15 protein-coding genes are annotated in these 12,474 nt (G+C 50.3%); 3 read left to right on the forward strand and 12 right to left on the reverse strand.

The genetic code is table 11. The features are described from left to right. Positions 1 to 139: 139 nt before the first annotated feature. The 3 genes from ACVW0B_RS13235 (at position 140) to ACVW0B_RS13245 (ending at position 1,826) form a co-directional block, all read left to right on the forward strand. Positions 140 to 592: a hypothetical protein gene (locus tag ACVW0B_RS13235; RefSeq protein WP_457474697.1), complete on the forward strand. Its 453-nt coding sequence runs from the start codon at positions 140 to 142 to the stop codon at positions 590 to 592. Positions 593 to 609: 17 nt separating this feature from the next. Then, a complete protein-coding gene (gene aat / locus ACVW0B_RS13240) occupies positions 610 to 1,188 on the forward strand; it encodes a leucyl/phenylalanyl-tRNA--protein transferase (RefSeq protein WP_457491909.1) in 579 nt (192 codons plus the stop codon). Between the two features lie 137 nt (positions 1,189 to 1,325). Further along, the gene (locus ACVW0B_RS13245) at positions 1,326 to 1,826 is read left to right on the forward strand and encodes a low molecular weight protein-tyrosine-phosphatase (protein ID WP_011432541.1); all 501 of its coding nucleotides are present in this window, start codon (positions 1,326 to 1,328) and stop codon (positions 1,824 to 1,826) included. Between the two features lie 354 nt (positions 1,827 to 2,180). Here the strand turns inward: ACVW0B_RS13245 and ACVW0B_RS13250 are convergent, their stop codons facing one another. The 12 genes from ACVW0B_RS13250 to ACVW0B_RS13305 form a co-directional block, all read right to left on the reverse strand. After that, the gene (locus ACVW0B_RS13250; protein WP_457491904.1) at positions 2,181 to 2,495 is read right to left on the reverse strand and encodes a hypothetical protein; all 315 of its coding nucleotides are present in this window, start codon (positions 2,493 to 2,495) and stop codon (positions 2,181 to 2,183) included. A gap of 5 nt (positions 2,496 to 2,500) precedes the next feature. Then, positions 2,501 to 2,839 (reverse strand): HepT-like ribonuclease domain-containing protein, encoded by a 339-nt coding sequence (locus ACVW0B_RS13255; protein ID WP_414343083.1) that lies wholly within the window; start codon positions 2,837 to 2,839, stop codon positions 2,501 to 2,503. Further along, entirely contained in the window at positions 2,829 to 3,119 is a 291-nt protein-coding gene (locus tag ACVW0B_RS13260) for a nucleotidyltransferase family protein (RefSeq protein WP_414329506.1), read from the reverse strand. Before ACVW0B_RS13260 ends, ACVW0B_RS13255 begins: the two co-directional genes overlap by 11 nt. A gap of 203 nt (positions 3,120 to 3,322) precedes the next feature. Further along, complete coding sequence (locus tag ACVW0B_RS13265; protein WP_414329508.1) at positions 3,323 to 3,658, reverse strand: putative toxin-antitoxin system toxin component, PIN family; 336 nt, start codon at positions 3,656 to 3,658, stop codon at positions 3,323 to 3,325. Beyond that, positions 3,648 to 3,872 carry a hypothetical protein gene (locus tag ACVW0B_RS13270; protein ID WP_457443682.1) on the reverse strand — a complete coding sequence of 75 codons (225 nt, stop codon included), beginning with the start codon at positions 3,870 to 3,872 and terminating at the stop codon, positions 3,648 to 3,650. Before ACVW0B_RS13270 ends, ACVW0B_RS13265 begins: the two co-directional genes overlap by 11 nt. 752 nt (positions 3,873 to 4,624) lie before the next feature. Beyond that, positions 4,625 to 5,236 carry a hypothetical protein gene (locus ACVW0B_RS13275; RefSeq protein ID WP_457491905.1) on the reverse strand — a complete coding sequence of 204 codons (612 nt, stop codon included), beginning with the start codon at positions 5,234 to 5,236 and terminating at the stop codon, positions 4,625 to 4,627. Positions 5,237 to 5,306: 70 nt separating this feature from the next. Further along, positions 5,307 to 6,299 (reverse strand): permease, encoded by a 993-nt coding sequence (locus ACVW0B_RS13280; RefSeq protein ID WP_457443686.1) that lies wholly within the window; start codon positions 6,297 to 6,299, stop codon positions 5,307 to 5,309. Between the two features lie 15 nt (positions 6,300 to 6,314). Next, positions 6,315 to 6,557 (reverse strand): thioredoxin family protein, encoded by a 243-nt coding sequence (locus ACVW0B_RS13285; protein WP_457443688.1) that lies wholly within the window; start codon positions 6,555 to 6,557, stop codon positions 6,315 to 6,317. Between the two features lie 42 nt (positions 6,558 to 6,599). After that, positions 6,600 to 7,013, reverse strand: coding sequence for a heavy metal-responsive transcriptional regulator (locus tag ACVW0B_RS13290; protein ID WP_457443690.1), 414 nt, complete (start codon positions 7,011 to 7,013; stop codon positions 6,600 to 6,602). 178 nt (positions 7,014 to 7,191) lie between these two features. Beyond that, positions 7,192 to 7,971: a CPBP family glutamic-type intramembrane protease gene (locus ACVW0B_RS13295; protein WP_457491906.1), complete on the reverse strand. Its 780-nt coding sequence runs from the start codon at positions 7,969 to 7,971 to the stop codon at positions 7,192 to 7,194. A 370-nt stretch (positions 7,972 to 8,341) separates the two neighbouring features. Beyond that, a complete protein-coding gene (locus tag ACVW0B_RS13300; RefSeq protein ID WP_457491907.1) occupies positions 8,342 to 10,525 on the reverse strand; it encodes a DEAD/DEAH box helicase in 2,184 nt (727 codons plus the stop codon). A gap of 670 nt (positions 10,526 to 11,195) precedes the next feature. Further along, positions 11,196 to 12,050 carry a YwqG family protein gene (locus ACVW0B_RS13305; RefSeq protein ID WP_457491908.1) on the reverse strand — a complete coding sequence of 285 codons (855 nt, stop codon included), beginning with the start codon at positions 12,048 to 12,050 and terminating at the stop codon, positions 11,196 to 11,198. Between the last annotated feature and the right edge of the window lie 424 nt (positions 12,051 to 12,474).

The raw sequence follows: 12,474 nt of genomic DNA on the forward strand, positions 1-12,474 counted from the left end.
CGGGATACCGCCATTCTGGTTGGAAACAAACAGAATGCTATCGCTGCATAGTTGAACAGTGATGTTCAGCAGTGTTCAGCGTAAATGTATCAGCATGGCTCCTTTGCAACGACGACGCCGGCGGTTTTGGATCTGGAGCATGGTAGTCATCCTGTCCGGGTTTATGGGATCCCTGCTGGCGGGATCAGCGCAGAACCTGGGAGCACAAGCGCAGCAGGGCCTGACTCAAGCCCAACTGGAGCAAGCTCAATATGTGCGCAGTTGTGGCAGTTGCCATGTGGCGTTGCCCGCCCAAGTGTTGCCCACCGAAACCTGGCGACGGCTGCTGCAGGATCCCAACCACTATGGCCAGCAGATCCAGCCCCTGAGCGGCGTGGCTTTACAACTGGCCTGGGGCTATTTGCGGCCCAACTCCCGGCCCCTGCGACAAGGGGAACAGGTGCCCTATCGCTTGGCAGATTCCCGCTATTTCCGCGCTTTGCATCTGCAAGTGGAGTTTCCCACTCCTGTGCGGGTGAGCGCCTGTGTGGATTGCCACCCCAGGGCCAATGGGGGGGATTTTGCCAGCCTCTCTGCAGAATGGCAATCTTGAGGAGCGCAACTGAGGCAATGCAGGTGGATCTGGCCACCATTCTGGCAGGCTATGCCCAAGGCTACTTTCTGATGGCCGACGAAGAGACGGGATCCCTGGCTTGGTACGGCACCGACCGGCACGCGGTGATCCCCCTCGATGAGCGATTCCACTGCCCCCGTTCATTGCGGCCCTTGGTGCGCAGCAATCGCTTTCAGGTGCGGCTGAACTGCGCTTTTGAGCAGGTGGTAGAGGGCTGTGCCGCTCGTCCCCAAACCTGGATTAGCCCCGAGCTGAAGCAGATTTACGCAGCTCTGCGCCAGGCCGGCTTTGCCCACAGCTTTGAAACCTGGCAGGGAGAGACCTTGGCAGGCGGGATCCTGGGTATTGCCCTTGGAGCGGCGTTTATCGGCGAGTCGATGTTCTACCGCATCCCCAACGGCTCGAAGGTGGCCTTGGTGAAGTTGGTGGAGCACTTACGGGAGCGGGGCTTTCGCCTCTTCGACGCTCAGTTGATGAACCCGCACCTGGCCCGTTTTGGTGCCTTTCTCATGGAGGGACAAGAATACCTGAAGCTGCTGCAGCAATGCCTGGGGATCCCTTGTCGGTTCAATTAAATCTGCGATGTTACGATAGCCGCCGACAAAACATTGCAGCGGCTCTTGGTGGAAAATAGAAAGGGAATCCGTCCCGCTGTTGCAGGCGGATACATCCTGTGGTGGACCCACACATGGGATCCGATGGGGAGGTTGCCATGAGCCAAAAGCTTCTGTTTGTCTGTCTGGGTAACATCTGTCGCTCTCCCACTGCTGAGGGCATCACCAATCACCTTTTGCGCAGCAGCGGCCATAAGGAAGCAATTATCTGCGACTCAGCAGGTACGGCAGCCTATCACATCGGCAGCCCCCCAGATAGGCGCATGCAACAAGCAGCCCGATGCTATGGCCTAGAGCTACAAGGCAAGGCCCGCCAGATTCGACCTGCCGACCTGCGCGAGTTTGACCTGATCCTGGCTATGGATCGACAAAATTACCGCGACATTCTCAGCTTGGATCCCCAGGGAAAATATGCCGAGAAGGTGCGCCTGATGTGCAGCTATTGCCGCTCTCATTCTGACGAAGAAGTTCCGGATCCCTACTACGGGGGTGAGGCTGGATTCCATTACGTGATCGAGCTGCTCTGGGATGCCTGTAGCGGCTTGCTGGAATCCCTGGTTCCCGGGATCCAATGCCCACCGTTGCCCCCCCGTGCTTGAGAGCTTGTGTGTTTACTTATAGTCAATTCAAATGGCGATGAGACGGTAGCCAGTACAATAGCTCCGTTCGCGATAGTCATTCCGAATAAGTCTGGGACATTTGCCCTGCCTTCGATCTCTAACCGGCCAACACAAACATACCCCTTATCTGTCTCCCAAAGCAGACTAGGGGAACCTGGGATCCCCAAGTTGCTTTCCTGCAGTCTGAAACAACCATATATCCTGGCCCAGAGGGATCCTCATCTAACTTAATTGCCTCTATTTCCGATGCTGCTCCGGCAATTTGTCGGATTCATCCTCATCAGCGTTTTGTGCAGATTGGGATCCACATAACTCCAGACACCGCGCCTTTGCTTAGGTACGGGCTGAGAAGGGAACTTCCGGCTCCTCCGAGCCAACGATGCACGGGTCGTCTCCAAACGAAGTGTATTCGCTGTAGAGCTCGTCAGCAGTCATGCTGGGCCGCAAAGCCTCAATCAAAAACTCGTCGACGATACGCTTACAAGCGGCAATTGCGGCTTCGAGGGTCTCAAACTTTCCGTACTCGTACTCTTTATATTTCTCCACATAGTGGAAGTTGTCGGCAACCACCACAGTAAATGGGCGCGCTGGATCGGAGCCGGGCATGAGGTGAGGTCTAATGCTGCTGTTACTTCCGACATTATACATTTCTCTTAAGGGTTTATCAATTGTCGAAGAGAGGTTTCTAATAAAATAAGATCTTCTTGAATCGTTTGCCAGATGATGGACAAACTCACTTGAAAATACTCATGGATCACAATATTCCGCATTCCCCGCATTTCGTCCCATGGAATTTCAGGATGCGAAGCCTCCACCTCTGGTGGAATGCCGCGAACTGCTTCACCAATAATTGCAAGATTATACAAAACTGCCCCAACTGTCTTTCGATCGACTTGAAATTCATCGAACGTGATGTCTTTTATAAACTCTCGGATCTCTTCAATCGCAGCTAGCACGTCTCTTACTCTGTTCTGCCAATCTCTAGAAGGCACGAACCACCTCCCGGAGAACGGATTCTTGCAGATAGGGCTTGAGGGAGTCAGGCGTACCTAGATCAACCGGACTCTCTAAAATTTCCTCTAGATATCGTTTCAAGCGTACAAAAGTGAACAATCCAACTGGACGGTCAAACTCTACTAGCAGATCGATATCACTGTCTGTTTGCGCTTCATCCCTTGCTACTGAACCAAAGAGCATTAGAGACTTTACGCCAAAGTCCTTCAGAGTGTTCTGGTGATTTGCCAGTAATGTAAGGACTTCCTGTTTTTGCATTACCCAACCTGCAATGAAAAGAAAAGTCCATTAGGAATTATAGCTCACCTATTTCCTCTCAATTACGACTCAAACAAAGATTCATAACGCTTTGCAGGTCGCAGGCACAGTTGAGCCGAGGCACACCTTGCAGAGGACAGGGATCCCTGGGTTCCCGCAATGAGGGCATTTGAGCTTGCTCATCATCTTGTCTCTGGGTACATCTAACGGCACGCACATCTTGCCTTGCCATTAACAGCCAGTTCAAGAAACTTGTCGTCTTTGGGATCACGACACGTCGCCACGCGCTCTACAATCTCCACCAAGACGCCATCTCTAACAAAAGTGCTCAAGAACTCCATCCGTTCTTCCTCGGTTATATACCTTTCAAATCCTTTGCGCCGCAGGACATCGCTCAATTCTTCAACGGTCACACGTGAGATAAGCAATTTGCCTCTCTGTGTTGCCCTGTCAAAGACTTGACGAGTGACAGAACATCTCAACAGGAGCGCACTGATAACAACATTGGTATCAAAAACAAAGCATGGTTCATTCGACATTCAGCAGAGATTCCAGTATCTCAGGAGTTAAGCCACGCTCCTGTGCTTTTTGGCTGATTTCATCTGTGACAACCTGAAGGGGACGCGGTGGTACGATGAGGTCGCGCAGCCAAAGGTTAAGTAACAACTGAAACTTTCTTTGCAGGTCAGCAGGAATTTGACTGTAAAGTCTCGCTGTATCTGCATCCAGAGGAATGGTAATCACTGTGTTCATCTTTCCAACTCCTCGATGTTGGATATTATTACACTTGAGATTAAGTCGCGCTGGCTAACGGCTAAGCTCACCTGCTACTAACAGCTTTAGGAACTGCTCAGAACATAACACTGGGTCAGGTGCAGCGACTTGTTATGTTGTGTAACTTCTACGCCTATCGCCCCGGACTTTCACCGATTCCAGCGCACGGGTCGCCCCACCAACTACCAACCCCCACCAACTACCAACGAAGCCGAAAATCTAGAAGCTCGCCCCGCCGACCATCTCGCTATTGCGCTGGCAATATAACGGCTGAACTCACCCGCCACCCCAAACCAGGGATCCCAGCCCATAATCTATCCCAAGGTCGGGTGCAGTGACTTGTTATGTTGGGTGACTCTCTCTACCTAGATCTACCTGGATCCTCAGTGACCAGCCCCCAGGGATCCTTTGACCCAATCATCCACAATCTACCGGGGCTGGCAACATAACGTCTGAACTCACCCGCGGTCACTGGCTTTGGATGATATGAATAGCTTAGCATACGGTCGGGTGCAGTGATTTGTTATGTTGTGTAAATTTTTGAACTGATCGCTTCTGCTACCCACCGACCCCAGCGCCCCTTCACCAACAACCTTGACTAAGCACAACTCTGGCGCTGGCAATATAACGCCCAAGCTCACCCGCCGGGGCCGCCGTAGCGACGTGGCGTGTCCGCCAAACCCGGGCGGCGGCCCCGGTCAGGTGCAACGGCTGGTTCGGCGGCGCCGTCCTCAATCGGTGGCCAACCGTTGAATCAACTTCTTGACGTACATCCTCGGGCCAACGACGATCGCATGATTTTCGAATACTTGTACCGAAATTCGGCCTGCTGCCAAGCCCGCCTGAAGCGAAGGCTTGTAGGTGAAGAAGTCCTCACTCTGGGTCGCAGGGTTGTAGCCCAATTGGGACATTGCTACGTTTAGGCGAGCAACAAATCCCTTCTTGTCCGCAAATTCAATGTCTGCCGTCTCTCCCTTAAAGAAGAATCCCATTGTTAGACCGAAGAACAATCCAAAGAAAAAGCCCGCGCCCAGCCCAAAGGGAAGGATCTCTCCGAACGACCGATTCATCACTACCGCGAACAGCAACGACCACAGAATGGCAAACGGCAGGGCTGTGATCGCGCCCACCATGATTGCCGTCCCAAGGTAACTTCGGGGCTCAGGCAACAGTGAAGGTGCGGATTTCATATGGCGTTCCTGCGCCGTCGAACGAGCAAGCTGCCCTGCCGGGGCCCTTGCGTTGTGGAATGTCTCACGACGCATTGGAGGGCAGCAAGACACCAGAAGCCATGCCGCCGAACGATGGCGATCAGCTGCGGCGCGGAGCGCCGTCAGCTGCATCGCATTGTTAGATGCCCTTATTCCCTGGTTGGGATTATCCTCTCAGTGCTGATTGAGAGCCAAGAGGTGGTTAGGCAAGGAGTGCATTAAACAAGTAGCCGATACTGATAATCCCAAAAGTCATTAGGCTAATAAACACAGCTAAAAGTTGAGGGCGAAGCACTTTCCTCAAGATGACCATCTCAGGCAATGAGAGAGCCGTCACCGCCATTGTGAACGCTAATACAGTACCAAGTGGCATTCCTTTGTTGACCAAGGCTTCAGTAATTGGCATGACACCCGCAATGTTTGCATAGAGTGGCACGCCTAAAGTTACAGCAATCGGAACAGCAAAGGGATTGCTAGTGCCTGCTAATTGGGTGACTAAAGTGGTTGGGACATAGCCGTGAATCCCAGCACCGATTGCAATCCCGACAACAACATAAAGCCATACCGATCGCACAATTTCACTGGACTGAAACCATCCCTGCTGAAACCGCTGCTTCCAGGTGGGGGAAGTCGATGCCAGATCGTCCGCTTGAGTACTTTCTAGATGGGCTTGTTGTAGTTGCCAGACAAAGGGTTCAACCCATTTTTCCAGTTTGAGCCAGCCAATTGTGTACCCAGCAGCGATTGCCAATCCAACTCCAAAGCCGATATAGAGAAGTGTGACGTTCAAGCCGAATAGCCCCCACAACAGCACAACAGCAACTTCATTCACCATTGGGGCAGAAATCAGATAAGAAAATGTCACACCTAGAGGAATGCCTGCCTCCAAAAATCCAATAAACAGTGGCACGGCAGAGCAAGAACAAAATGGTGTGATAATCCCTACCATCGCCGCTAGAATATTGCCGCCCAAAGTACGCTTGCCTGCTAACCATTGCCGCACGTTTTCAGGCTGTAAAAAGCTTTGAAATGTCCCTACAACAAAACTGATGACAATCAACAGGGTCAAAACTTTAGGGACATCATAGAGGAAAAAATGTATGCTAGCTCCGAGATGGGACTCAACTGATAGCCCTAACAGACGAGTGACGACCTGTGTTGCTAGCCAGTCGAACGGATAAAACGGATCGAACATGGTTCGCCCTCCTCTCTAAATCTGTAAGAGTGGCTGAATTTCTTCACTGGTCATCACTTTACCTTTACCCACGACCTTACCATTAATGGTCAGTGCAGGTGTGGACATGACTCCCCGCTTGGCAATTTCAACGGGATCGGTAATATGTAGAATTTCTGCTTCTAGATTCAGTGTGGCGATCGCGTTCCTAGCATTCGCCTCTAGTTGCTGACATTTTTTGCAGCCTGTTCCCAATACTTCAACTTTGATAGGATTCATAACAACATTCCCCGCAAGAGTTTATTTCAGATTGCAATGGTTTCATGCGTTTTCAAGGACAACTTCCGGGCGATCCAATACCACACATTCTTTGTCAGAAGTCTGTAGATTTTCGTGACAACGTTTGACGAGTGGCGTTAACTCGTCGTGGAGCGCTTGCAACTGACGGATATTTTCTTCAATCTCCTGTACCTTCTTACTGAGACGCTCATAAACCGCTTGGCAGGTGAGCGATCGATCATCCTTTAATACCAAGATGTCCTTAATCTCATCTAAACTCAGTCCCAAGGATTTAGCCCGCACAATGAAAGCTAGCCGTTCCACGTCTTGCTGACTAAAAAGTCGATAGCCTGCAACCGTGCGCTCAGGAGGTGGGATCAATCCAATCCGCTCGTAAAAGTAAAGCGTTTGTGGATTAATATCTAACCGACGCGAGATTTCGCCCACTTGAAACATGGATATGACTCCATTGCAATCTAGTAACCTTATGCTAAACCTTATACCTTAGTAGAAGGTCAAGGTTTGCCAAGTAAAGTTTGTTGTAGTTGTCGGGCATCTAACACTGCGTTGGTGCGGACGGAACAGAGGTTATCGTTGAGTGTTCGAGGCTATTTGCCGCCGCACAACTTCGACGTTATGCGGCAGGCTGACTAACTTGGCCGTCACGGTGAACGAATCCGGTGACGCTGTCGCCAACATGCAGCCTGACCATCTTGCCGCGCCTTGCCAGATAGCGAGGCCCCGCAGCGATAAGTACGATGATTCCCCAGCACGTAATTAGCGCTCCAGTGATGTTGACCACGAACGGCGAGGAAATATCCGAGGTAAAAGCGACGTCGACCGTAGCATGAAAAATCGCCACAACGAGAATGCTGCCACGACTCTCGTTATAAAGCCATGTGAGCAATACCGCACCCGTGAGCAAGCTGAAGAACCAACCGGCGACGCCTGGCACATTCATGCTGGTATAGCCGGGGCGGTAAAAGAAAAGCGGCAGGTGCCAGAGCGCCCATCCGCACGTAAGTAGCAGCGAAGCGACCAGAGCGGAATGGCGGGTTTGCAGTCGAGGAAGGGCGAACCCTCGCCAGCCCGCCTCTTCGCCAAAGCCGAACGAGACAATGTTGTAAACAAGGAATCCGAGAGCTGAAAACTGCAAGAATTCGCGTGATCTGCCGACGCCCGACAGCGACACGCTCTCCCCATTCAGCAGCGATGCCGCAACGACGGCGAGTGCAAGAAGAACATAGGGGGCAAAGAGCGCGACTGCGACCCAGACGAGTCTCCCGCGCCACAAACCCATGCGTCGTAGCAGATCCGCCGGTCCCGCCAGCCCGGTTTCCATGGCGGACACGAGGAAGGCTGCGGTGATTGGCCCCAAGGCGCCGAGTGCATGGTGATAAGGAATTACCGGCAACCCGTGTATGCCAAACGCAGGCAGCCACAGCGGTGCCCAGAGTACCCACGAAATGCCATAGGCGAGAGCGAAGAACGTTGCAAGAGGGTGACGACGACACATGCTCGATGGTCGCATGGTTTCAGAGTACACCGGGAGGTCCTGCCGCTGAACTCACCCGCCACCAGTATAGCTAAGCATACAAAGGTTGGCATGATATGGGTCGCTGGGCGTAGCCCCACATTGGTTTCCCAGAATCTTAAGGCGACAACCTTAACCTACCTAGCTATAGTTTTGGGTAATGACTAAAGTATAGCTTCAAGTCGGGTGCAGTGATTTGTTATGTTGCACTTACAATTGGTAGCAAATATTGATACGAGTTTCTAATTTGCTATTCAAAATCTTCATCATTAATCCTTTTCAATGAGGATTGATTGAATGCTTTAAAGGTTAGATTTGGGTACTGTTGCACAATAGCTCTCAATTCTTCAAAAACTGGGCTCGCACCCTCAACCCCAGTTACAACGCACCAGATACGCGCTCGTGTAAGTGCAACAAAGGCTTCGTTACGCTTCTGTAGTTCTGACTCTCCTCTCCAAGCTAATGGCTGGGTAGCACAATGAAATCTGCAAGCATAAACCTTCCACGCCTCATTGCCCTTGGCTCGGAAAATTGTTGAGATCGTGATGCAGTTATCCATGCGAAAGATATCCAGATTTGTATCAACACCTGCAATAACGCTTTGGATACCTCGCCTTGAGAGTTTAGATTTTATTGCTTCAAAGTACTGCTGTTCTTTATCACCAGTGGGGCAAGTAATCAACAAGTCCCAAGGGTCGAAGCCTAACTTCAGATCTTCCTCCACTTGTTGAGCAATCCATTCCTGCTCTTCCAACTCATCCGAAAAAGTCTGGATGCGTAAAGGTGAGCCTAAAGCGTCCTTGTGAGGAAAATCATCACTGTCTATGGGGTGAGGGCTGTTTTTTGCCTCGCGCGTAACTGTGACTGTTTTGCCAGCTTTGACACTTGCATCTGAAAAATCTCCATCCAGAACAGTGTAACCTAGTTTTTCCCAATCCTCTTTGTTACTCACTCCTTGCAAACAACCCTCTTGTCGCAGTAAGCCCATGTTGATAGCGTGAGCAGCCATGAGAAGCATTTTAGGTGTTCGGTAGCATCGGTTTAAATTGTGTGCCTTGCGCAGTCCTCCTTCGTAGGTAGGGCTGGTTATGGTTCCATCAGGAAGTTTGTTCCCACCTAAATCTACTACTGGTGTTCCATCTGGATTAAGCCCAAAGATATGCAAAGGACGAGGTACCGTCAGGGTTCCAATCCCCTGTGCTTCGTCGTATGCCCAATAAAGTCGTTTTGGGTCAGATAAACTTTTATAAGCTAATCGATAGAAGGATGGGGGCAAATCCTGTCCTTCGTCTATCAAGATCGCATCAAAAAGTACAGGTATGTTCGGTACTTTTTCTTCTAAAGAATTACAGATGTATTCAAAAGCTTCTGACGGGGAGCAAGAACGTCCAAGACTTTGATTAACGTCGTTGACACTCAGAGGACGTATTCCCGATTTTTGGGCTAAGTTACGGTAGAAACCGTTACGCTCTCTTGAACCCCAAGCATGTAGTACTTGTACATTGTGCCAGTCTGGTTCTACATCTCCTTCATCTTGCCGAACCATTTCACGATAGTAAAGACCAATTAAACCTATGATTTGGTCGTAAAGTGCCCGTGTAAAAAAAACAAAAGCGATTTTCCAGTCAGGGTGCGCGGCATGAATTTTTGCGGCTCTCTTGGCAAATAGAACAGTTTTCCCTGTTCCTGCTAATCCTCTAACACGCTGAGGGCCATCTGGAACCTCAAAAGCTACCTTTTGCTGTTGATCGTCCAGAAAACGAAGGCGAGATTCCAGATAATGGATGACTCTTACAGGATTTTCGGGTGGCGTTCCTGTGGGTATGGCTCTAGGTTCTTGTCTTGGTAGCGAACCGCCCAGTAAAGCAACTATGTTTTGCCACTGTTCATCAGATAGAGGACGCTGTGGATTCTCACAAGCACCCAACTGTAGTTTTTCTCGGAGAGCCGATGGCTTCAGATCCTCCTCCAGCAAAACAACGCTTTGGGCACATGGCAAGTCAGAAAATCCCTTATTTTGCCATTCTTGCTCTTTAACAAAGGGTAATACCACTCTGTAGTGTGAGGCGACCAGTCCTCGTGTTTCTCTTCGTTCTGTGAGTTTCGCACTTATTGCAAGCATACCATCCTCAGCTTGAAGCATAGGCAATTCCTCTTCCCTATGCCAATTACTCATTTTCCACTGATGCCCTTCGATACTTTCAATGTTAGCGATCCTGCACCCTTTACACTCAAATACCCACAATCCTAAATCTCTGTGCATAAAGATAACATCAGGTTCTCTGGTGAGATTGCCTGTGCGTTTAAAAATTGGATACCTAAAGTAAGCTACGCATTGATCATTCTGAAATGTCTTTTTGAGGCATTCCCAAAACTTTTTCTCTGCTGTGTTTGGGTTAAGTGAAGTAAAGTTCTGAAACTTAGCTTCTGACATATTGTTTCCAAATGACTAAACTAAATCTATTTGACTAATAAGACAAGCAATATAACGGCTTAGCTCACCTGCTACCAGTAGCTTAGGGGACTGCTGCCCAGAGTGTAGCATCAGGTCGGGTGCAGCGACTTGTTATGTTGTGTAAATTTTTGTGCTGATCGCCTCTACTACCCACCGACTCCAGCGCCTCTTCACCAACAACCTTGACTAGAAACGACTCTGGCACTGGCAACATAACGGCTAAGCTCACCTGCTACTAACAGCTTTGGGAACTGCTCAGAGTATAGCACTGGGTCAGGTGCAGCGACTTGTTATGTTGTGTGGATTTGTGTACCGATCGCCTCTGCTACCCACCGACCCCAGCGCCCCTTCACCAACAACCTTAACTAGGCACAAGTCTGGCGCTGGCAACATAACGGCTAAACTCACCCGCTGCCAGTAGCTTTGGGTACTGTTCAAAGATTAGCATCAAGTCGGGTGCAGTGACTTGTTATGTTGTGTAGATTTTGCGCTGATCGCCTCCGCTACCCACCGACCCCAGCGCCCCTCCACCAACAATCTTGACTAGGCACAGCTCTGGCGCTGGCGACATAACGGTAGTGTTTAGCCGCGCCGCGAAGCGGAGCGGCGGCGGCTGCAACACGGTGTTAGCCTGCGCTCAGATTGAGAACTAGAAGCATTGAAGCACCATCCAACTCTTTCCGAAATCTCTATTATTGAGGTCCTCTTGCCGTATCCAGAAATACAGTCTTCCAGCATCACCCCACATCATCCCAGCATTGTCATCGGTGTCGAGTTGAAAAAGCAATTTCCAATCTTCTGCACCCTTTGCGAGTTCCTTGGCTCTAGGATCATTGTATCCTGTCGAGTCGCCACAATACAATCCATTCGATACAAGTTGACACTCTAATTGCATATCGCCTTGAATCGGCTGGGGGTGACCAAGTATCTGATGACATACTTCACCTTCACCGTAAACTTCATCTAGCAATTCAAAATATGCATCTCGCTCATCTCCACTTAACTGTAGTCTGTCAATAGCAGGAGACTCCCAAGGCATTGCTGTAACTATCTCATGTGTCTGAACTTTGCACAAGTTATAGAATCCGTTCTGAAGGATGTCCGATGGTAATCCACGGCGTTCGAGCCTGGCTTTAGCATCTGGCATGAAAATTACTGCCCAACTGCCTTTATCTTTTGGGTCATATCCCCACGTTGATTGTTCGGCCTCATAAAAGAACACCAGCCATCCTTCTCTGGGTAAAACACTCGCAAATGGGAACTTCGCAAGGTCGCCGAGATTTATCTGGGCCAAGAATACCAAAGGTTTACCGTTCCAACTGGGCCATACAACATCATCAGCCAAGTCTGGTCTACCGCCGACTCTCGTTGAACCTAACGGTAATTCATCTTCCCTACAGGAAAATATCTTTAAGCGTATTGCTGGCTGAAGCATTGCCAACAAGTCTTTCGCCACTCTGGATAATCGGTTGTCTGAGAGTCTGGAAAGGGTGAGATTTTTCATAGTTGATTACTCGAAGCAGGCTAACGCTCGGCATCAGCGGCGGCGCGCAACGCCGTCCGCTGCATGCTGTTGTTGGGCGGCAGTGCTCGCGGCAGACAAACCCACTGCCAGCCGAAGTATTTCGGCAGGGGGCCGGCCAAGTACGACCTTAAGTTGTTCGACAAAGCCGGGCCAGTCGATGTCGGTTTCCTCCCGGGGGTGTGCTGCCCGGTTCCTCCCCTCAGGAATGGTCATGGCAGCGTTGCTTGTGATCAGAGGCTGCTCGAGGATTGTCACAAGGGTCGCGACTTGCGCGGAGAATGTCGGCGCAACCATATGAACCTGTTGTTGGATACAGCCTTTTAATTTAAAATAGGGTACAGGTATTCAAGAGGAAGGAGAGAAAGGAATGCCGACTCATTCTTTGGATTTGCGGCAAAGAGTT

The organism is Thermostichus sp. MS-CIW-23 (assembly GCF_054059455.1).